The sequence below is a fragment of the Clostridiales bacterium genome (assembly GCA_014799665.1).
Lineage (GTDB): Bacteria > Bacillota > Clostridia > Christensenellales > Pumilibacteraceae > Anaerocaecibacter.
The window spans coordinates 218,733-240,344 of sequence record JAAVHP010000012.1; the positions used below are offsets into that span (position 1 = coordinate 218,733).

Consider the following 21,612-nt stretch of genomic DNA (forward strand, 5'->3'; position numbering starts at 1 on the left):
CTTTTTTCAAAAGAGAAAGTAGGTTAATTTTTTGGAGTGACGAAAATCGTTTTATACTCTTTGTATTCGACCCTGCCGCCGCCGTGCGGATACACGAATTTAATAAGCGTGTAATCGACGGGCACGTGATCGGCCCCTCGCGCCTGCGAATAGTATGCGGCGATTTCGGCGGCGCGTGTAAGCTGTTCGTCGGTGGGCGAGGAAGCTTTAAGCACCGCGTGCGAGCCGTGCGCATCCTTAACGTGCAGCCACGTATCGGTTCGCGACGCGCTTCTGGTAATTCGGTCGTTCTGTGCATGGTTCTTGCCGACGAGCAGTTCCGCGCCGAACACGTCGAACTTGTACGCCTCTGACGGGATAGGCTTTTGTTTGAGCCGCTTATTTTCGGGGCGAATAAGCCCGAGCGAAACAAGCTCCTGCCGCACCTCGTCAAGCTCGCGCTTGTCTGTGCACAGTTCAAGCTCGGTGGAAATCGCGTCGAGCTCGAACAGCGCGTCGGTCGCTTTTTTGATAGCGTCCTCGGCATAGACCGCCGCTTTTTTCTTTTTGGTATACGCCTTGTAGTGCGCCGCGGCGTTCTGTTGTGCGTTCTTGGTTATATCGAGCGATATCGTGATTTGTCCGCCGTTCTCGTCGTAAAAATTATCGACGGTGACCGACGGATCGCCGCGCTTGATCTTGTAAATATTCGCGGTGATAAGGTCTCCGATCATCCTGTCATCCTCGGCGCGTTCGCTCTCCGCCTTTTTGGCGTTCGCTTCGGCAAGCCGTTTTTTGTTCTTCGTGACCGCGTTCTTGACGGCGGCTTTAAGCGGTTTTATATACGCCGTGAAATCGCTCGCCGCAAACAATGCCGAGTAGTACGCATCCATAGCGGCGTTGAGCGCAGGGTAGCGCACGACCTTTCCGCCGCATACCGAATAGGGCGAAATAAAATAATCGAGCGGCTTGCCCGTGTTCTCGTCAAACGTTACCGCAGGTTCTGTTTGACAGGTATACATCGCTTGTGCTGCGCCGATAAACTTATCTATTACCTCGTCTTTCGGCTGCGCATCGTCGTTGATACCAAGCCTAAGAAATATCTCGTTTACGGTCGCGTCGGCAAGCCCCGCAACGCACTTGTTGGCGGCGGCGCGCGCGGATAAGCCCGTCGTTTGCATTATAACGGCTTTTAGCTCGATTTCGTCAAACACCCCGACCCGACCCGTGGGGTTGGGGAGAGCGTACGGCAGCCCGTTAAAAACGGCGCGCTTGCCCTCGATCTCGGCGGAAATTTTGCGCAGCGCATTGCCTATGATCCCGTCCCGCTCGACGAAAATTATATTGGCGCACTTGCCCGTAAGCTCGGCTTTAAGGCTGTACGAAACGCGTTCTCTCAGCTCGTCGAGCGCCGAGAACTCAAACGAGATCATGCGCTCGCACCGTTCTTTGGTTATAGCCGTAAGTACCGCGCCCGTCAGCCGTTTGCGAAAATACATGAGCGTGCCCGACGCCGTTTCGGGGTTCTTGTATTGCATGGTCGTAATATGCACGCGCGGCAGTGACGGATTGCACGACAAAAGCAGACGATGGTTGCCCTGCGCCGTGTGCATGAGCAAAATCAGCGTGTCGGCGTTCGGCATCGTCACCTTATCCACGCGTCCGCCTACGAGAAAGTCGAGCTCCTCGGCGGCGCGGTATATCGTTAAAGCGTCCTTAGGCATAGCCATATTGTAGCATACTAAATGTTTTTTGTAAATCGTTTATATATCGAAGAATGATTGACAAGTTTAATCTATCATGATAAAATATATAGGTTATATATCATAGGCGAGTATGCCTATTGGAGGAATTCATGAAGTCAACATTCGATAAGCAAAAGAACGAAGCTACGTTCAGAGAAGCGCTCACCGCCGACGAGTGGAACGCCGAGCTTGAAAACGCTTACAACCGCACCAAGGGCCGCTACAAGGTCCCCGGTTTCCGTCCCGGCAAGGCGCCGCGCAAGTTCATAGAAATGCACTACGGTCCCGGCGTGTTCTTCGACGCGGCGGTTGATCTTTGCATCAACCGTGTATACAACGAGGAGCTTAAAAACCACCCCGAGCTTCAAGTATTCGGTCAGCCCGAAGTATCGTTCGAAAAAGCGGAGGAGGGCGAAGCGTTCGCGTTCACGTTCAAGGTCACGCTCTATCCCGAAGTAAAACTCGGCGAGTACAAAGGTATTAAATTGCCCAAGATTGAGTATAATGTGAGTGATGAGGACGTAGCGGAGCGTATCGAAGCCGATCTCAAACAGGCGTCGCGCGCAGTGCCCGTAGACCGCGCGGCAAAACTCGGCGATACCGTAGTCATCGACTACGTCGGCTCTGTGGACGGCGTTGAGTTCGAAGGCGGCAAAGCGGAGAAGTACGAGCTTAAACTCGGCAGCAACACGTTCATTCCCGGCTTCGAAGACGGGCTTGTGGGCGCGGTGAAAGACCAAGAGCTCGACGTAAACGTGACCTTCCCCGAAGAATACCACGCCGAAAACCTCAAAGGCAAGGCGGCTGTGTTCAAGGTAAAGGTCCACGACGTGACCGAGGAAGAAGTTCCCGAGCTCACCGATGAATGGGTCAAGGAACGCGGCAGATACGAAACTGTCGACGAGTACAAGTCGGCTGTGCGCGAAAACCTCGAAGCTTCGGCTAAAAGTCGCACGCGTAACGAGCGCATCGACGCGGCGATGAAAGCTATCACCGACGCCAGCGAGTGCGATATCCCCGAAAAGATCGTAAATGCCGAGGTCGACAGAATGTATCACGAGTTCGAGCATCAAATGTCGCACTACGGCATTAAGCCCGAGGATTACCTCAAATACAGCAATTCGTCGGTCGCGCAGTTCCGCGAGGAGCGCAAAGAGCCGGCGGCGCGTAATATCAAGATGCGCCAGATCATGCGCGCTATCATCGACGCCGAGAAGATCGAGGTGACCGAGGAAGAGATTACTCAAAAGCTTCGCGATCCCCAGGTCCGCGCCGAACTCGAACACGTCGTCAAACACAACGGCGGCAGTGCTGAAGACTACGCGTACAACGATATGCTTACCGATAAATTCTTCGACTTCCTGCTGGGTAACAACGAGTTCGTTCTCGACAAGGCAGAGGAAAAACCCGCCGAGGAGAAAAAGCCTGCCGCAAAGAAACCCGCGGCAAAGAAAGCGGCGGATAACGCCGAAGGCGAGGAAAAGCCCGCTGCTAAAAAGGCTCCCGCCAAAAAGCCTGCGGCTAAGAAAACCGAACCCAAGGCGTAAAGCGATAAAACGATAACTAGGTGGCTCTATATGCGTAAAAACGATATTTTAAACGATTTGGTTCCTATGGTCGTGGAACAGACCAATCGCGGCGAGCGGTCGTACGATATTTTCTCGCGTATGCTCGAAGACCGCGTGGTCTTTCTTACGGGCGAGATAACCGACGTTACCGCCGACCTCGTGGTGGCGCAGCTCATGTACCTCGAAAGCAAAGGCGAGGATAAGGACATTTCGTTGTATATCAACAGTCCCGGCGGCTCGGTCACTGCGGGCATGGCGATCTATGACACCATGAACTATATCAAGTGCGACGTGGAAACTATCTGCGTAGGCATGGCGGCGTCCATGGGCGCGTTCCTACTTTCGAGCGGAGCCAAGGGCAAGCGGTTCGCACTTCCCAACAGCGAGATCATGATCCACCAACCGCTCGGCGGCGCGCAGGGCCAGGCGAGCGATATCGCTATCACCGCACAGCATATCCTTCGCGTTAAAAAGCGCATGAATATGATACTCGCTAAAAACTGCAATCAGCCGTTTGAGCGTATCGAGCGCGACGTAGACCGCGATAACTATATGTTCGCGGAAGAAGCGAAGGCTTACGGGCTTATCGATAACATTATAGAAAAGAGACCGTAAACTTAGCTCCGCGCTAATAAAATTTAGTATAACAATCTTTTGGAGACTACTGTATAAATGGTAAACAAAAACAACAACGGTCATGACGAAGCGCATTGCTCGTTTTGCGGTAAACCGGAATCCAAGGTCGAGCGACTGATTGCTGCGCCTACCGATAACGTGTATATTTGCGACGGGTGTGTGGCTATTTGCCGCGAACAGCTCAGCGAGCAAGCTCACGAGCCTGTAACCGACAAGGTCGCGCTGTTGCCGCCCGAGCAGCTCAAAGCCGAGCTCGATAAGTATATTATCGGTCAGGACGAGGCTAAGCGTGTGCTGTCGGTCGCCGTTTACAACCATTACAAACGCGTAAACTACAATCTCAGAAACGTAGGCAAGTCCGGCCGCAAAAAGGACGACGAGCGCACTGCCGCCGAGCGCGGCGAAGCCCCGGACGGAGTGGAGCTCAATAAGAGCAATATTCTCATGTTCGGTCCGTCGGGCTGCGGCAAAACTCTGCTTGCTCAAACTCTATCCAAAATACTCAAAGTCCCGTTCGCCATGGTGGACGCAACCACGCTCACCGAAGCGGGCTACGTGGGCGAGGACGTAGAGAACATTCTTTTGCGCCTTATTAAGAACGCCGACTATGACATTTCGGCTGCCGAGCGCGGCATTATCTATATCGACGAGGTCGATAAGATCGCGCGCAAGAGCGAGAACGTGTCGATCACCCGCGACGTATCGGGCGAGGGCGTTCAGCAATCACTGCTCAAAATCATAGAAAGCACTGTGTCGAGCATACCGCCCAACGGCGGGCGCAAGCACCCCCAGCAAGAGTTTATCCACATGGATACGACCAACGTATTGTTCATACTCGGCGGTGCGTTCGTTGGGCTCGACAAGATAGTAGGAGACCGTTTGGGCAAAACGCGCATGGGCTTCGGCGGCGTGCTCAAAAGCGAAGCGACCGATCCCGACGTAATGCTTCCGCAGGTCGGTCCCGAGGACTTGATCAAATTCGGGCTTATCCCCGAGCTCGTAGGGCGCGTACCCGTAACGGTTTCGCTCAGAGATCTCAAATCGGAGGATCTTGTCCGCGTGCTCACCGAGCCCAAGAACGCTATCGTCAAGCAGTACGTTAAGCTACTCGACCTCGACGGCGTTCAGTTAGAGTTTGATGACGGCGCGCTCACGGCGATAGCCGATAAGGCGATTGCGCTCCACACCGGCGCGCGCGGGCTCAGAACGATAGTCGAGAACGCAATGCTCGACATTATGTACAAAGCCCCGTCTGATAAATCGATCAAAAAGATCATCATAACGTCCGAAACGATAAGTAGCGGCGCACCGCCCAAGGTCGTAAAGGACGCGGCATAGCGAAATCAACCGCTTGGTAACTCGGGCGGTTTTTTCGTGCGGCGTTTTTGTCATACTATTGACAAAAATATGCGGCAAATATATAATATACTCATGAAAATTTATTTGCTCAGAAAATCGATAACCGATCTTAAAAACCCGATCGTTCGCACCGAGTACGAAACCTCTGCTTCGACAGTTCGCGAGTTCGTTACCGAAATGGTGAATAAGAACTACGCGGCGCGGCGGGTAAAGGACAGCCTTGCGGACTGTATCGCGGTCGCGCTCACGGAGTTCGAGGACGGCGGGTATTACGTAGTAAACACTACGCGGGATATCAAATATTCGGCGCTCGACCAAGATCTGGAAATGCACGAAAACGACGAGGTCGTTCTTATCAAGCTTAAATATTTGCGGGGGATAATATGGTAACCGATAAACGCATATTAAAAGCCATTGCTTCCGTCGACGATCCCGTCGTCAAGTCGATACTCGAACGCGAGGATTACGACGTCGGTCACGACGTGGATCTCGATTTCATATTCAAGCACGAAAAGGCTTACCGTAAGCTTATTCCCGATTATTTCGATACCATGGTCGAAGCTATCGAGCGCAACCAAATGCTCGGTTGGCATTTCCGCACTGTGCTAACGTCGTACCTGTGCCTGCAAACGGGCACGGTTGACCCCACCGACCTGAACTCGGTGAAGAATTTCGAGGCGGCGGGAATAGATATAACGGCGCTAAGTAATAGGTCTTTAATGAAAGGCTGTATAGACGGCAAGATATTCAAAACGGGTCTGGATAAAAAGAAATTCACCGCGCAAAACGTTATAGATTTTATTAATAAAAACCCGTTGTACACTTCGTTTTTTTCGCAATTATTGGTCACTTACGACGATACCACGCTGTGGCAAAACTCGGTAGAGCACGTGATAAACGCCAAGAACGAGGACGGGTTAAGGATAAGCGAGCTACGCGCCATGCTTACTACGACCAATCCGCGCGCGCTCGCGTACTATTGCGACGAGATAGACAGGCTCGATATTTACAGGTTTAAGGCGTTTAACGAGGTCGCCGTAATGATGGGCGATTATACCGTAGTGCTTACGCCCAAAGAGCTCGTCGAGGTTCTTCGCGACGCCGCTACCGCCGCCGTGGACAAATACATTTCGGCGGGTTTCAAACGCGCGCATACGTTCACCGAAGCGCTGATAAGGTTATATCCCGATAAGGTCAAGGACTTTGTCGCAAGGTCGCTCGAACTCGGTTCGCCGCGCACGCGGCTTGGCGTTCTTCACGCGTTGCCGCAGTATTTTATAAGCGAAAATGCGGAAGTGATTTTCGGCGGCAAGATCGGTATTTCTATCGAAGAGCTTTCGGTTTTTACTTGGAGAATAAAGGTCGATAGAACGCCCGAAAAGAACCTTCCTATCATGTTCGACGGGCTTCTTGCCGTGCTCGAACAAATGGACAAGGTCAACTATTATTTCAAAACGGACGACGAGATATCGTTCGCGCACGAGCTCAGCAAGTCGAGCGTTGTCGAAGACCTTGCTGAAATCGCCGTAAAGCTCAATAGCCGAAATCGCGCGCTCGTGCTCGACAAAATGTACGATAGCTTTAAGGACGAAGCGCAGGCGACGTACCTCGGCAAGATAGGAAACTTGACCTCGCTCGACAGGCGTGCGTGCACGATCTGTCTGTTAAAGACGGACGGCTATAACGCAAGCAAGCAGTACGACGCCGAAAAAATCACGCTTACGTACGACGAAGCTGTCAAGGTCAGCGACTATCTGAAATCGAAAAAGCAGTCGGTCAAGACCAAGATAATCAAGGAGTTTATCAAGTCTAAGGACAGCGATAAAATCGCCGACTATCTTATAGGGTGTAAGGAAGACTACAAAGTTGCGGCGGGCGAAGAAATACGAAAAAGCTCAGATAAGGTAAGTTGCGAAAAGCTGGATAAGACAACAAGCCGATATTATTGGGAGGCCGAGAGCGTATTCAAGAACGAAAAGCCGCAAGCCGAAATCGACAAGCTTGCCGCCCTAAAAATTAAAAGCTATAAACCGTGCGTACCGAACGCCAAAAAGCTCCAATCGCTTGCGGATAAACTGACCGAGCTGTTAAAAACAAACGCCGATTACGAGTATAAGCCCAAGTACGGCGACGCGCTTGTAACGCTCGGTGCGGAGTTCAGGCTCATGGATAACGGCGAGCCCGCGCTTACCTTCGGCGCGTACCCGTTCGGGAACGAGATACACGATATTATACTATCGGTGTTTTCGGGCAACGAGCTTGCCGATTTATTGGTTTTTCTTTTCGCCCAAAAATGCGGAAATAAATTATGCAGTGCGCTCTACGGCGACGGCAGGGATGCGAAGGGCGCGCTTGCGGTTTTCGAAAAGTTCGATAAGAAATATTTTTCGGTCAACGCGTATACGATATTGCGCGATCTTTTCAGTGCGGCGGTTCGCGAGTTTTTAAACGAGGACACGTCGATTGCGGCGGCGTTGCGCTTTACCGAAAAAGAAGTTTTGCCGCTGTTAAAGGACGACACGCCGTATGAGTTTTTGCGAGCGCTCGGGCGGTTCGGCGACAATGCGCTGAATGCGCTTGCGCATATCCTGTGCGTATGGAACAAGAACGACTGCGATAGCACTTGGTTCGAAATAGATATTACGGCAAAGGTGTACGAGGCGGGGTATTTTTCGGACGCGCTTATGAAGTATTTTATACTCGAATACGACTCGTACTTAGGCATACTTTACGAACCCGAGGCGGAGATTTGCGTACTGCGCGACGACGGCAAATATCCCAAGTTTAAGGCGTTTATAAACCGTTTTGTCGACGAGGGGCTTCAAACCGAGTTTGCGCGCGGCAGTCTGGAAACGCCGTACGATTCGGTGCTGAGGCGCATTCGCCGCATATATGGCGTGGATAACTATATGCACGCGATAGCCGCGCTGAGAGGGCTTACTTGGGTGCGTTCGCCGTACGGCACGAGCAAGGACGATATGCTGTCCGCCATACTCAAACGCATTGTAAAGACTTCGGGCGAAAGCTACGAGCAGTACGAGAGCAGTGTAAAAAAGTACGGGATCACCGACGACGAGCTTATAAAAGCTACGCTGTTCAATCCCGAATACGCTGACTATGCGGCGAAGTATTTGAATATAAAAAATCTCAAACTCGCGGTGTATTGGTTCGTCGCGCACCTTAACGAAACGGTGGAAAACGAACGGCAGGAACGCCGCGTCGAGCAGATTAAGCAGTTCTCCGATATAAACTATCTCGACTTTAAGGACGGCGCGTTCGACTCAAAGTGGTACGCCGAAATGAAATCGTCGGTCGACGAAAAGACCTTGAAGCGAATTTACGACAACGCCAAATACGTGACGGTTGGGGGACTGCACAAGCGCGCGCAACGCTTCTTCGACGCGGTTAGCGGCAAGATAACCAAGAAAGAATGTCTTGACAAGATATCGACTACGCGCAATAAAGATTATTGTCTTATTTACAGTCTTATTCCTATCGAGAATAGAGCCGATCTCATAGAGCGGTACGAGGTGCTGTCGGAGTTCCTGCGCGCGAGCAAGCAGTTCGGCGCACAGCGTCAGGCGAGCGAGCGCAGGACGGTCGATATAGCGTTCGAAAATCTCGCGCGCGTCGCGGGCTACGCCGATACCGACGTGTTCGTATTCGAAATGGAATCTGAAAACCCGAGCGACATATATAAGCCCTACGATTTCGACGGAGTGACTGTCACGCCGTATATAGACGAGAACAAGTTTAAGGTCGGGTACAGAGTAGAGAAGGACGGAAAAACGCTGTCGTCCGTGCCCGCCAAGCAAGCCAAAAACAAGGAATTGGCTGCGCTCCGCGACCAAATAAAGCAGCTCAATAAAAAGTTCAGGCGGATAATAACGGGGCTGGAAAACGCTATGAACACGTTGAGCGAGTTCACGGTGGATAGGCTCGTATCCATGAGCCGTGAGCCGCTTATAAAAACTGCGCTCGGCAAGCTAGTGTTTATGGCAGACGGCAGGGCGGCGGTATTCGACGGAAGCAAGCTGACAGATTTCGACGGCAAGAAGATCTCCGCAGATAAATGCTATATCGCGCACGCCGTAACGCTCAAAGAGAACGCGCTCCTCGATAAAGCGATAGCGCATATCGTAAAGAACAATATCAAACAGCCGTTCAAGCAGGTGCTAAGAGAAATATATATCAAGTCGCCCGAGGAGAAAACGCAGGACGAAGTGCTGCGCTTCCGCGGGTTCAACGTCGATTTGAAGCGTTGCGTCGCCGCGCTCAAAAGCAAGGGTTGGAGCGTGTCCGAGGATATAGGACTGAGAAAGGTATACTATAAGACCGATACCGTCGCGGCGATTTTCAGGGAGTTCGATATTTTCTATACCGTCGACTTCGAAAACCTAAACCGCGAGCTCCACGGCATATATTTTCTTAATAGGCGCGACTGCGAAATCATCCCGCTCGAAAAGGTCGACAGCATAACGTTCTCTGAAACGTTGCGCGACGTCGATCTTATGATAACGGTAAGCTCGAATACGGTGTACGACTTCGAGCTTGCCAAGTCGACCGTGGAAATACGTAAAGCGGTACTCACTTCCATAGTCGACATATTGTCGCTTAAAAACGTGACATTCTTAAAGGACAATATCAGGGTGGAAGGGCATTACGGCACGTACGTAGTCAATATCCGCACGGGACTTGTGTTCAAAGAGGGCAAGGGCAATCTTTTGCTCGATACCGTGTACAGCGTGGATAAACCGCTGCTCTTGGACTTTGTGGACGAAGACCCTATGACCGCCGATATAATATCCAAGGCGATAGTTCTATCCGCCGACGAGAAAATTCGCGACGCGGCGATATTGCGCGAGATAAAAGATTAATATAACAAAAATTTGAAATTCGCTTAAAAACGGTTGATTTATTAATAATGTTGTGTTATAATAAATAAGCTTTTGAGCGAGCCACTATAGTCTAGAGGTTAGGACGTTGGCCTCTCACGCCGAAGACCCGGGTTCGATTCCCGGTGGTGGTGCCACAAAAACACTCCACACTAATGTGTGGAGTGTTTTTGTATTACCACCCTGAAATATCCCGCGCAGTAGTGTTTTGCTTAATAAAATAGTTCGGCAATTCGGCGCGGGTAACTTCGTAAATACCGCGACAAAAATACTTTTGCAAGCAAGTATTTTTGTCTTGTATTGACCGCTAGGCGCTCGGCGAAGCCGAAGCTCGCCCGCGATTTCCGCGGGCATTCCCGATATTTTTATTTTTTATCTTATTCCTCTTTTATTTCTCCGGTCTGTTTGTTCTTCATTCTCGTCCAGCTGATAAAGCCGTATACGTCGTAAACGAAAAATAGGGTAAAGCACACTATCATCGGGATATACCCGACGTTCTCGATAGAAGCGAGCACCCATAGCACGATAAGCACAATATCGTTCGCCGCATACGCCAAGCCGTAAAGCGGAATACGCAAAAAGGTTAGCGCGGCGGCGATAAAGCTGGTAGTGACCGATATAGTGCTCGTTATTAAATTTGTGGTGTTGATAGCGTCGAGAATAAAATAGAACGCCACCGTTACGACTGTGGCGAGAATAATCATGACTATGACTTTAACGCGCGTCAGCTTGCCGACCTTTACCTGCGCGCTGTCCTTGTACGGGTTGCGCAGCCACGAGATCGTAGCGACGAGGGCGGCGGGCGCGCTCATGCCGAGATAGGTGATCATCTCGCCGTAGTACCCGAAAAAGTACGATACCACGCCATAAAACACGGCGAATATCATAGTCAGAATTTGCCCTATAACGTTGCCCTTAACTATGAATATAAGCGCGGTTACGCCTGTTATAGACGAAACCAGCGTCAAATAATCGCGCGCGCCGCAAACGACGAACGAAACGACAATCGCCGCGACCGAAAATACCCACAGTATAATATCGAATTTGTTAAACAGCTTAAATACGTTTTTCATGAGAATATTTTGCTTATTTAATATAGCAAGCGCGGCAAATATTGTCAAGCGAAGATATATACGTTTTGCTATGCAAGTTATCCGTGCTCGTGATATATTAAAAATATTGATCGCTTCGCGGTGATTAAGAAATGCCCTCATCCGCCCCGTTGGGGCACCTTCCCCAATTAGGGAAGGCTTAGTGTGGTCGAGCTGTATCACATTCTGCCTTCCACAATTAGGGGCATGGGGTGGGGGACCGCTTGCGGTGTCGGGAATTATTATTTTCCTAACGATATATAAAAACAGTTGACAAACCCCCGATAACATGATAGAATAATAAAGCCTTTTGGGGGTATAGCTCAGTTGGTAGAGCGCTTGAATGGCATTCAAGAGGTCAGCGGTTCGAACCCGCTTATCGCCACCACGAAAAAACCGGCGCAATAGCGACGGTTTTTTCGTGGTGGAGATAAGCTTCTTGGTGAGTAGCGCGCCGTATCTTTGCACAATTACAGTATATATGAAAAAGAATTGTTTTTCACGATTATTTGTGTTGATATTTCGGCGCGCGGTTCGCTAACCGCTTGCGCGCAGCGCAAAGGTCGCCCGCGAGTTCCGCGGGCAACCCGCTTTGGTTTTCGTGCGGCACATATAGAACAAACGTGCCCCGTTGCCTTTTTGCGCTCGACGGTTCAGTTTGTTTCTTTATTTTTTTTGAATACTGACAGAATTTTATCGGTTATTTTTTTGTTAAACACGACGAATTTATCCCATAAAAACTCGGTGGCAAAGTTGATCAGCATCATAGAAGCGGTAATAACCATTTCGTAGTTTTGATCCCAGCCCGTGCCGGCGGCGGTTTTCCATGCGCTCACGATCGCATTTGCGCCGAAAGTCGATAGGGGAGCGAATGCGCAGTAGTACAGCACAACAAGCGCCATGGAAATCGGCACGTTGCTCGCGGACTTAAACGTAAATTTGCGGTTGAACGTAAAATTCCATATAACCGAGAGTATAAGTCCTATAAGGTAGGCGATCCAATAATAGTCGCTGCCTTCGGGCATAAGCCCTGTCCAGGTAGAAAGCAATCCCGTCGCTACGAATTGTATTATGCCCGCCGAAATCGAAAACCCGACAAATTTAAGCAGTTGTACAAACTGCTGTTTTTTGGTCGGCTTGCTTTGTGTTTCAGCCGACACAGGCTCGATGTTTTCGTTTGTCGTTTCGGTAGTTTTTTCCGTTGTTTCCATTTTAACTCTCGGTTTGTTTTTATTGTTCTTACTGTAATACCATAACACAAAATGCCTAAAATTACAAGCTTTGTGCGGAGAAAAACCCAATGATTTCCATTTGAGTCGATGTAAATAACTAAATTAGTTTTAAGTTATTACGAAATATGCTTGAAAAATATCGGCAATTTTATTATAATTATTGTGTGCACGGGTATCGATTGCCGAGCTGTTCGAATTATACACGAGAGGAAACACAATGAGAGAGAAGTTAAAAACGTTTATCGCAAAATACGGATATGCGGTGATATTGGCGTTAGGCGTATTCGCAATGGATCTTTTCGTATACTACATTGTTCCGTTTATAGGTAATAACTTTAAGACGTGGAATTTTTCCATTACCGGGTTTGACGACAAAGTGCCGTTAGTTAGAATTTTCTTTATACCGTACTTTTTGTCTTATCCGTTTTGGTTGATTATTCCGATCGTCGCGGGAAAAAACAGGCAGCGGCTGTGCAATTGGTTCATTGCCGTGGCGATGTGCTTTTTAATATTTGCTATTATTTACAGCTTTCTGCCCACGACGATAGAACGCCCTATCGACGAAATGCTTGCAAGCGACAGCGCGCTTGACAGATTAATAGGTAAATTCTATCTTTTGGACGGTGGGTATACGCCGAGCGCCGTTTTCCCGAGCCTGCATTGTCTGTTGAGCACTTTTTGCTACTTGTCCGTGAGAAGGCAAAAGAATATACATATATCGATTAGAATAGGTTCGCTCGTTATGTGCGTGCTTATCTTGTTGTCCACGCAGTTTACCAAACAGCACTATATCGTGGATATGATCCCGTCCGTAGTGCTGGCGGAGCTCACGTTCTTTATATGCAACAAATTCAATCTCGGCAAAAAGCTGTTAGTGTTGATCGAAAAAATCGAAAACAAGCTGAAAAAGGTCGGGGATACTCATAATGCCGAAGATACGCACAATGCCGAAGCAATAGAGGATAATGCCGAAGATACGCACGACGCCGAAGCGATAGAGGATAATGCCGAAGGTCCGCGCAACGCAGAAAATGATTATAATTAGATTAGAAAACAATGCAATTCAGTATGACTTGTTGACAAATCAACTATAAAAGCGGTATAATATCAATTACGACATAAGCTATAAGCTTTGCTAAAATTTAATTTCAGATAGGGTGAATTTACAACGTGATAACAGTAAAAGAAATTTCGTCGAAGCGCGATAAAAAACGTTTTTTCAAGTTTGTAATAGATTTATACAAAAATAATCCGCACGCTTGTTGCAACTTATATTCCGAAGAGTTCGACGAATTCGATCCGGAAGTGAACGACGCGTTTCGTTTCGCAGATTGCCGTATGTTTTTGGCATACAAGGACGGCAAGATAGCGGGGCGCATCGCCGGCATTTGGCATAGAGGGGTCAACGAGAAATTCGGGTATAAGCAGCTCCGTTTTACGCGGTTTGACGTCATTGACGACTTCGAAGTCACAAAGGCGCTTTTCGATAAGCTGTTCGAGTGGGCGAAAGAGCTCGGCATGACCGAGATAATCGGACCGATGAGCTTTTCCGATCTCAACGAGGAGGGTATGCTCATCGACGGCTTCGATAAGGACAGCAACTACATAGAAATTTATAACTATCCTTACTACGTCGAACACATGGAGAAGCTCGGCGCGTATAAGGTCGTGGACTGGAACTGCTACGTAATGACGCCGCCGGATAAACCGGACGAGCGCATGAAGCGGCTCAGCGACGCAGCCATGGCTAAGTACGGCTACGAAATTCTCGACGTGGCGTATCTTTTGAAACACGACAAAAAGAAGCTCAACGATTACGTCATGGAAGCTCTGGACGTTATGAACGTTGCATTCGAGCATTTGTACGGCGTCAGTCCGGTAAACGAAAAGCAAAAAGCCCGCGAGGCAAAAACGATCTTTTCCGTACTCATTCCCGACCTTGCAACCGTCGTTCTCAAAGACGGCAAGGTTATCGGCTACGGATTATGTATCCCGTCGCTTAAAGAAGTTTTTCAAAAGGGCAAGGGGCGAATATTCCCCGGCGGACTTATTCCGTATATAAAAACCATGAAGCATCCGAAGGTTGCCGATATGTTGCAAATAGGCGTTTTGCCCGAGCACCAAAGCAAGGGCGTGCCCGCAATTATCATCAACCATTGTTTGGAGGGTGTAATTCGCCTGGGCATAAAAAAGCTGGAAGCGGGTCCGCAGCTCGAAGAAAACCGCAAAGTTCAAAACCTGTGGAACGGGTTCGACGCCGATCTTGCTAAACGCGCAAGATGCTGGGGATTGAAAGTAGAATAACGTTATAATGCAAGTGAAAAAGCTTGCTTGCAAGGGCTTTTTCACGCCGTATTTCAACGTGCGGCGTTTATTTGCTTTTAGCAAATAAGTTTGCGATAGCAAAACAAAAACGAAGTTTTTGTAAGCCGTGTAACGTTATAATGCAATATCGGCAGGTTCGAAAGAGCTTGCCGATTTTTCCTTATTAACTTTTCGCTCGTAATATACTTGCAATAGTCGATATTTTTTGATAAACTTAAATATATCTTTCGTTACCGAGGAAGAAAGCATGGGTTTATATTCCACTCATCATATAATATTTATCGTGTTGGCGTTCGTGTGCCTTGTGGCGGCGGTTTTGGTTTTTAAGCTCGCGCTAAAAACGGACAAGGCCAAGGATATATTTATTAGGTGTCTAGGCGGCGTGCTTACCGTCAGCCTTATAATGAACCGTATTTCGATCACAGTTTGGAACAATACAGGGCTGGGTGCGCTCAATCTCATTCCTCAATCTTATTGCGGAATGACGAGCCTTCTCCTCGGCTTGTTTGCCACGTTCGGCAAAAAGGATATGAAGGTTTTTCACTTCCTCGTGTACGTGGAAATTTTGGGGGGACTCGCCACGATTTTCTATCCCAACTTCTTGGACCAAGGTCCGTCGTTCTTCTTTATGCCGACGATAACCGGTATGAACCATCACGCCTGCGGCTTGATACTGTGCGTTATACTCATACTCGGCAAATGGTTCGAGCCGTCCTTTAAGCGTTGGTACGTTTTCCCGATAGGGCTTAGCATTTATACGCTGTTCGGGCTGTTCCTTATCGATCCGCTCGGCATACCCGGCTCAATGAATATCGACGAACCGCTTATATCGGGCACTCCGCTTAAATGGTGGTTCGTGCTTATCGTAGGCACTGCCGTAGTCGCGGGGTTTACTTTCGTTTACGATTTGGTCAAGGCGCGCCTTGCCAAAAATAAAAACGTTGCGGCGGCTGAACAGACCGCAACTACCGATACTCCCGAGAATACCGAAACACCCGAAACCGAAAACAGCTAAATGAATATCAACGAGATCATAGACGTAGACATAACCTCTTGCGGTATGAACGGCGAGGGGATAGCGCGAGTGGACGGCAAGGTCGTGTTCGTGCCGTACGTGCTTGCGGGCGAGCGGGTAAAGGTGCGCATCCGCGAGGTCAAGAGTAAGTACGCGAACGCTACCGTCATCAAGGTTTTTGATTCGTCACCCGATAGGATCGCGCCGTCGTGCCCGCACTATTACAAGTGCGGCGGCTGCGATATGGGTCACGTTTCCGCAGAGTACAGGAAAAACGCGATAATCGCCGAGCTTAAAAATAATTTCAAAAAGATAGCCGATCTCGACGTCGAGCCGAGCGAATTCATTTCGTCGGGCGAAAGAAACGGGTGCAGGAACAAGCTGTCCATGCCGTTCGGCTTGGTGGGCGGTAAAGTTGTTTTGGGGCTGTACAAGCAAAATACGCACGTTGTAGAGCCCGTTATTTGCCCGATCGGCGGCACGCTTGCGTTATCGATAGCCAAAACCGTGTGCGAATTCGCCAACGCGAAAAAGCTTTCGGTGTATAACGAAACCACCCAAAAAGGTCTGTTGCGTCACCTCGTAGTTCGCGAAGTGGGCGGCAGGGCGGCGGCAACTCTCGTCATCAACGCACAGGGCTTCGCTCACGAAAAAGCGCTCGGCGAAAGACTGCCCGATAACGTAGACTTTTTCGTTTGTCCCAATTTCAAGCATAACAACGTTATCCTCGGCGATAGCGTTCGGCTTATAAAGGGCAGTCCTTTTCTGCCGCTCGAAGTGCTCGGGGTCAAAGCCGAGCTGTCGCCGCTGTCGTTCTTGCAGGTCAACGACCTTGTGCGCGACGAGCTTTATAAGAACGCGATCTCGTTCGTTTCTTCGCCCGTGCTTATCGACTTATACAGCGGTATCGGCATAACGAGCAACCTTGCCGCGAAAAAGGCGGAGCGAGTTATCGCGGTCGAGTGCGTGCCGCAAGCGGTCGAAAACGCAAACCGCACAGCTGTTCTCAACGGCAACGCCGACAAGATAAAGAACATTTGCGGCGACGTGCAAAAGGTATTAGGCGATATTTCGAGTGAAGTAAAAGACTGCGATATTCTCGTCGATCCGCCGCGTAAGGGCTGCGGAGAAGAAGTCATGCGCGCAGTCGCCAAGGTCAAGCCCGATCGGCTTATATATATTTCGTGCAATCACGCGACGATGTGCCGCGATATAAAAATTTTCTTAGACGAAACGCAAGGCTACCGTATTGAGGAATGCAAGCTGTTCGATATGTTCCCCGACACGCACCACGTCGAAACTCTGGTTTGTCTTATACGCCGGTAGTTTAAATATTTAACTTGCAATTAATTACGATTAATTAGATAATTAATATATTTTTAATTAGTTTAGGGCGTGTCAAGTTTGCGTTGAGTCGTTCTTTTTGCCCCGTAGAGAATTAGTATTGACCTGAAAATCGGTCTGGAGTATGCTGTTAGTATCAGTAATCTATGGGAGCGGAGTGATGAGAAAACTTTTGCGCTACATGATTTCGATAGCTGCGGCGGTGACGTCGGCACTTGCGCTTTTTGCTTGTTCCGATAAAGTTTCCGTGACTGTCGAGCTTAACGACGGCGAGCTTGACTGTCGATCGATAACGGTCAATAGCGGGAGCGTTATCGGCATACCGCAAGCACCCACTAAGAACGGGTGTATTTTCGACGGGTGGTGGACAGAGCAGTCTGGCGGCGAGCTTTTCGATTTTACAAAGCCCGTTACGAGCGATATTACTATCTATGCGCACTGGACCGAATCGGGCGTTGCGTCGGTAACGTTCGATTTGAATTTGCCGACGGATAACGCTGTTTCCTCGCAAACGCCGAGCGGGCTGACGTTGAAGGCGGGGGAAAAGTTCACTCCGCCTACCGATCCCGTTTGCGACGGGTATCTTTTTAAAGGCTGGTTTGAAGCCGACGGGCAAGCCGCGGCGACGGCAAGCACTATTATAAACAACGACGTTACGTTTTACGCGCAGTGGGCTAAGCTTTATACCGTTTCGTTCGCAAGCGAAATCGGCGACGTGCCCGAGCCGATAAAGGTCGAGGAAAACACCGTTGCGGTGCTTCCCGATATTTCTATCGAGGGTTACACTCTCGGCGAGTGGTGCACGGACAGCGAGCTTAAAAGCTTCTACGACGAAACTCAGACGCTTAAAAACGATATAACGCTTTATGCAAAGTTCTACAAGCATACCGCGCTCGACGCGTTCTATTTCGGTTCGGTCGAGTCCGACGGCTATGCGCGCATAACGGGTATCAAGCCCGAAATGCTGGACAGCATAGGCGACACGCTGGTCATTCCCGACATTACGGCTTCGGGCGAGAAGATCGGGCGGTTCTCCGTTCTCAATACGAGCGGGGCGAACGAGGTCGATTTGTCCGGTATTAAAAAAGTCGTGCTGTCTAACACGCTTAACAAGTCGTTCTCTGCGGCACTCGATCTTATGGAAAATCTTACGACTGTCGTCGGCGGTCGCGGCGGGCGCGATTATACCGCGTATGCGGGGTGTGTTTACAGCAACGAGGACGACGCGTATTATCGGTTATGCTACGTGCCGAAAGCGATAGAGGGTGGTATCGTTCCGCTCAGAAACGACGGTACCAAAATATTCATAGAAAGCGATTCGTCGGGCGCGAGCCTTAAATTCGACGGTTTACAAATAGCGGACGTTTATGCGTTTGAGCTTAACGGCGCGACCTCCACACGCCTTAGTATCAGCATTGTGCAAAACATAAACGTTGTGTTTATCGCGCCCGATGATTACGTTGACGAATACGCTTCGCGCTACGCCAAAGAGTTTATCTACGGCGTGAGCGGCGAGTCGGGAGTGTTCGTATTCGTGCCTAAGTCCAGGAGCGACGACGCCGAGTACATAGCCGAAAAAACGAAGCAGGCGATACAGGCGCGCGACGACGAGATCCGCCGTCAGGAACAAGAATATTTGCAGGGCGGTAAGTAATATGCTGAGACTTAATAATGTAACCAAAACGTTCGGCAAAGGCAAGAACGAGTTTACCGCGCTCAAAGGCGTGTCGCTCGAATTCCCGACAAAGGGGCTTGTCATCATCCTCGGCAAGAGCGGAAGCGGCAAGTCGACGCTTCTCAATATCATCGGCGGGCTCGACAAGGCGAGTTCGGGCGAAATAATCATCGACGGTAAGTCGACTAAAGAGTTCACGCCCAAAGATTACGACAGCTACCGCAATACGTACGTTGGAATGGTCTTTCAGGAGTTTAACCTTATCGACGAGATAACGCTTGCCGAGAACATTGCCATATCCCTGCGGCTCCAAACGGACAGCCCCGAGCTCAGTCGAATAGACGACGCGCTCGCCGCCGTCGGGCTTGCCAACATGGGCTACCGCAAGCCGACCGAGCTTTCGGGCGGTCAGCGTCAGCGCGTGGCGATAGCGCGTGCACTCATTAAAAATCCCGAGATAATCCTCGCCGACGAGCCGACGGGTGCGCTCGACTTTGCGACGGGCGAATACATATTCGACACACTCAAAAAGATAGCGCGCGACAAGCTTGTGGTGGTCGTAACGCATGACCGCGAGCTCGCGTATTCGTACGGCGACCGCATAGTCGAGATAGTTGACGGCGAGATCGTATCCGACAAATCGCGGCTCAGTAAGAGCGGGCGCGTAACTGCGTTCGGCGACAACGTGCTTGAAGTCGATTGCGGCGCGGAGCTTAGCCTTGACGACGTGAACGGCAAGCTCAAAAAGGGCGTAAACTACGTAGGTATTTATCAAAACCGCGACAAGCTCGCCGCGGCATACCCGCAGATATTAAAAACGGACGGCGAAAAGCGCGAAAGCGCGAGCGGTAGCGAGTTTGCGCCGACCGACAATGTGGAAATGGACGACGCCGAGTTCAAGCTGAAAGAGGGCAAGCTGAAACTCAAAGATGCCTTCTTTATGGCGGTGTCGAACATAAAGCGTACCAAGCGCAAGTTCATATTCTTGGTGGCGTTTTCCGCCGTCGCGTTCGTGTTTATGGTCATATCGTTCATACTGTCCACACTAAGTTCGGCTCAACTCGTTTCGGCGACTGTGACGGGCGGCGGCGACAGGGGGCAGGTATGCGTTTCCAAGCTGATCGAAACGGACGATGGTAAAAGCCTTATCGCGCTTGACGATAACGATATTAAAGTCGTGTCCGATGCTTCGGACAGTATCGTTCTCAAGCATTACACCAACAAATTAAGTCCCGTATTCGCTCATAAGCAAACTTCGATCGACCGCAATGCGGACGGTAGCGACGGCACATACGGACTTGATTACTTTACAGGTATAATTACCGGCTCGCCGCGCGATCTCGGACTAAAAGTTACGGGTAGCGACAAATGCACAAATACCGACGAGATAATCATATCCGACCTTGCGGCGTTCGAGCTTATTCGTAGTGGGTTTGTCGGCAACACGAAAGACGGAGGTTACGGCATTCCCGAAGTGGATAATATCGAGCAGCTTATAGGCTCGCGCGTAAAGATTTATCAAACCGATACGAGTTATAAAATCGTCGGCGTGTTCCACACCGATTATGAAAACTATTCCGGAATAACCTCGGCGAGCAGTCTTGACAGTTCGGCGGAGCACGACAAAGCTGAGTTTATTCAAAACAGCAACTTTATATATTCCAAGGTGTTTGCCCACGCCGAGTTTCCGCAAGTATTTGCGTCGATGAGCGGCGGCGGTGTATCCACAGTATCGTTTGCGGTATCGTTCGAGAACAATTCTTCGAGTGGTGCGCGAGCGTTGTCGCGGCTCATGTATTCGGAAGAAGCGGTTAATTCGCTTGTTACTACTTCGGGCGCGAGCGCGTTTTTGTGGAACAAAGACAACGTTATGTCGGTCGAAGAATTACGCGAAAACCAAATCGTGCTTTCACTGTTCGATACGGCTAAAATGCTTAATAAGCTCGACGCGTACTATGAGGGCGATAACGAAGCGATATTCCAAGACGCGAGCTTTACAAGGCTGACAAGTTCGAGCCTTACCGTTACGTTCTACGACGGCTCGGGCGGTATATTCAAGCGCATGGACGGCGTTAGGCTTGTCGGCGTTCTCGATCCCAGATTCAACAATCCCGACGAGGCGGGGGATAGATTGCTCCTTGCCGAGAACGACGTTAAAAAATTGTATTCAAGTAACACCGCAGTTAATTCATTGTACTTTGACAGCGGCACTTCCGAAAGCGGACTTACGCGCAAGATAAACAGGCTGGCGGATAAAGGCTATCTCGTAACGACCGCCGCCGCGCCCGCGCAGTCGGTAGTAGCTATCGACGATGCGGTAAGTATGCTTTCGCAAATAAGCCTGTACATAACGATCGCTTTCGCGGTGTTCGCGTTGCTTTTCATGTTCAACTACGTTTCGCAGTCGATCAAGTTCCGCACGAAAGAGATCGCGGTCTACCGCATAATCGGCGCGCGCGGCAGAGACCTTTCCAAAATGTTCCTTATCGAAGGTCTGTTCATCGCGGTCATAACGACGGTTGTCGCATCCGTACTTTCCGCGCTCGTGGCGCTCCTTCTCAACGAATTGATAGCGGGGATCATGCTGTCGTCGTTCAATATTACCTTCGGCTTGATAAGCTTTAAGTTCTGGCACGTGCCGCTCATATTCGCGGTGTGCCTGGCGTTCGTCGGGGTGAGTTTGCTGTTCCCCATACTCAACATTGTGCGTAAGAAACCCGTTGACGCATTAAAGATGATATAGGAGGT

At 49.9% G+C, this 21,612-nt stretch carries 14 protein-coding genes and 2 tRNA genes; 13 read left to right on the top strand and 3 right to left on the bottom strand.

Annotated elements, in window-relative coordinates; genetic code table 11:
• Nucleotides 1-23 precede the first annotated feature (23 nt).
• Entirely contained in the window at nt 24-1,703 is a 1,680-nt protein-coding gene (locus tag HDT28_05815; GenBank protein ID MBD5132087.1) for a fibronectin-binding domain-containing protein, read from the bottom strand.
• 131 nt (nt 1,704-1,834) lie between these two features.
• On the opposite strand from HDT28_05815, the gene HDT28_05820 reads away from it, so the two are divergent.
• The 6 genes from HDT28_05820 to HDT28_05845 all read left to right on the top strand — a co-directional run bounded on the left by HDT28_05820 (nt 1,835) and on the right by HDT28_05845 (nt 10,319).
• Nucleotides 1,835-3,271 (top strand): trigger factor, encoded by a 1,437-nt coding sequence (locus HDT28_05820; GenBank protein MBD5132088.1) that lies wholly within the window; start codon nt 1,835-1,837, stop codon nt 3,269-3,271.
• A 30-nt stretch (nt 3,272-3,301) separates the two neighbouring features.
• On the top strand, nt 3,302-3,907 hold the full coding sequence (clpP, locus tag HDT28_05825) for an ATP-dependent Clp endopeptidase proteolytic subunit ClpP (GenBank protein ID MBD5132089.1): 606 nt from the start codon (nt 3,302-3,304) through the stop codon (nt 3,905-3,907).
• Nucleotides 3,908-3,964: 57 nt separating this feature from the next.
• Nucleotides 3,965-5,266 (top strand): ATP-dependent Clp protease ATP-binding subunit ClpX, encoded by a 1,302-nt coding sequence (gene clpX / locus HDT28_05830; protein MBD5132090.1) that lies wholly within the window; start codon nt 3,965-3,967, stop codon nt 5,264-5,266.
• A gap of 93 nt (nt 5,267-5,359) precedes the next feature.
• The gene (locus HDT28_05835; protein MBD5132091.1) at nt 5,360-5,677 is read left to right on the top strand and encodes a hypothetical protein; all 318 of its coding nucleotides are present in this window, start codon (nt 5,360-5,362) and stop codon (nt 5,675-5,677) included.
• Nucleotides 5,671-10,164 carry a DUF4132 domain-containing protein gene (locus tag HDT28_05840; GenBank protein MBD5132092.1) on the top strand — a complete coding sequence of 1,498 codons (4,494 nt, stop codon included), beginning with the start codon at nt 5,671-5,673 and terminating at the stop codon, nt 10,162-10,164. The genes HDT28_05835 and HDT28_05840 overlap by 7 nt, the downstream gene beginning before the upstream one ends.
• An 80-nt stretch (nt 10,165-10,244) precedes the next feature.
• Nucleotides 10,245-10,319, top strand: a tRNA-Glu gene (locus HDT28_05845).
• A 240-nt stretch (nt 10,320-10,559) separates the two neighbouring features.
• Here HDT28_05845 and HDT28_05850 read toward each other — a convergent pair.
• A complete protein-coding gene (locus HDT28_05850; protein MBD5132093.1) occupies nt 10,560-11,255 on the bottom strand; it encodes a nicotinamide mononucleotide transporter in 696 nt (231 codons plus the stop codon).
• 330 nt (nt 11,256-11,585) lie between these two features.
• Between HDT28_05850 and HDT28_05855 the strand changes: the two genes are divergently transcribed.
• Nucleotides 11,586-11,661 (top strand) — tRNA-Ala (locus HDT28_05855).
• Between the two features lie 265 nt (nt 11,662-11,926).
• Here HDT28_05855 and HDT28_05860 read toward each other — a convergent pair.
• A complete protein-coding gene (locus HDT28_05860) occupies nt 11,927-12,484 on the bottom strand; it encodes a hypothetical protein (protein ID MBD5132094.1) in 558 nt (185 codons plus the stop codon).
• A 238-nt stretch (nt 12,485-12,722) separates the two neighbouring features.
• Between HDT28_05860 and HDT28_05865 the strand changes: the two genes are divergently transcribed.
• From HDT28_05865 to HDT28_05890, 6 genes are all read left to right on the top strand, one after another.
• The gene (locus HDT28_05865) at nt 12,723-13,550 is read left to right on the top strand and encodes a hypothetical protein (protein MBD5132095.1); all 828 of its coding nucleotides are present in this window, start codon (nt 12,723-12,725) and stop codon (nt 13,548-13,550) included.
• 125 nt (nt 13,551-13,675) lie between these two features.
• Entirely contained in the window at nt 13,676-14,809 is a 1,134-nt protein-coding gene (locus HDT28_05870; protein MBD5132096.1) for a GNAT family N-acetyltransferase, read from the top strand.
• 268 nt (nt 14,810-15,077) lie between these two features.
• Complete coding sequence (locus HDT28_05875; GenBank protein MBD5132097.1) at nt 15,078-15,845, top strand: YwaF family protein; 768 nt, start codon at nt 15,078-15,080, stop codon at nt 15,843-15,845.
• A complete protein-coding gene (gene rlmD / locus HDT28_05880; GenBank protein MBD5132098.1) occupies nt 15,846-17,171 on the top strand; it encodes a 23S rRNA (uracil(1939)-C(5))-methyltransferase RlmD in 1,326 nt (441 codons plus the stop codon).
• 178 nt (nt 17,172-17,349) lie between these two features.
• Entirely contained in the window at nt 17,350-18,843 is a 1,494-nt protein-coding gene (locus tag HDT28_05885) for an InlB B-repeat-containing protein (GenBank protein ID MBD5132099.1), read from the top strand.
• A gap of 1 nt (nt 18,844) precedes the next feature.
• Nucleotides 18,845-21,607, top strand: a complete 2,763-nt coding sequence (locus tag HDT28_05890; GenBank protein ID MBD5132100.1) for an ATP-binding cassette domain-containing protein — start codon at nt 18,845-18,847, stop codon at nt 21,605-21,607.
• Nucleotides 21,608-21,612: the final 5 nt, after the last annotated feature.

What these genes read in the sequence shown, in the direction of transcription:
- HDT28_05875 (MBD5132097.1), top strand. Translation starts at nt 15,078, where the DNA reads ATGGGTTTATATTCCACTCATCATATAATATTTATCGTGTTGGCGTTC.
- HDT28_05860 (MBD5132094.1), bottom strand. Translation starts at nt 12,484, where the DNA reads ATGGAAACAACGGAAAAAACTACCGAAACGACAAACGAAAACATCGAG.
- clpX (MBD5132090.1), top strand. Translation starts at nt 3,965, where the DNA reads ATGGTAAACAAAAACAACAACGGTCATGACGAAGCGCATTGCTCGTTT.
- HDT28_05820 (MBD5132088.1), top strand. Translation starts at nt 1,835, where the DNA reads ATGAAGTCAACATTCGATAAGCAAAAGAACGAAGCTACGTTCAGAGAA.
- rlmD (MBD5132098.1), top strand. Translation starts at nt 15,846, where the DNA reads ATGAATATCAACGAGATCATAGACGTAGACATAACCTCTTGCGGTATG.
- clpP (MBD5132089.1), top strand. Translation starts at nt 3,302, where the DNA reads ATGCGTAAAAACGATATTTTAAACGATTTGGTTCCTATGGTCGTGGAA.
- HDT28_05835 (MBD5132091.1), top strand. Translation starts at nt 5,360, where the DNA reads ATGAAAATTTATTTGCTCAGAAAATCGATAACCGATCTTAAAAACCCG.
- HDT28_05840 (MBD5132092.1), top strand. Translation starts at nt 5,671, where the DNA reads ATGGTAACCGATAAACGCATATTAAAAGCCATTGCTTCCGTCGACGAT.
- HDT28_05865 (MBD5132095.1), top strand. Translation starts at nt 12,723, where the DNA reads ATGAGAGAGAAGTTAAAAACGTTTATCGCAAAATACGGATATGCGGTG.
- HDT28_05815 (MBD5132087.1), bottom strand. Translation starts at nt 1,703, where the DNA reads ATGCCTAAGGACGCTTTAACGATATACCGCGCCGCCGAGGAGCTCGAC.
- HDT28_05885 (MBD5132099.1), top strand. Translation starts at nt 17,350, where the DNA reads ATGAGAAAACTTTTGCGCTACATGATTTCGATAGCTGCGGCGGTGACG.
- HDT28_05890 (MBD5132100.1), top strand. Translation starts at nt 18,845, where the DNA reads ATGCTGAGACTTAATAATGTAACCAAAACGTTCGGCAAAGGCAAGAAC.
- HDT28_05850 (MBD5132093.1), bottom strand. Translation starts at nt 11,255, where the DNA reads ATGAAAAACGTATTTAAGCTGTTTAACAAATTCGATATTATACTGTGG.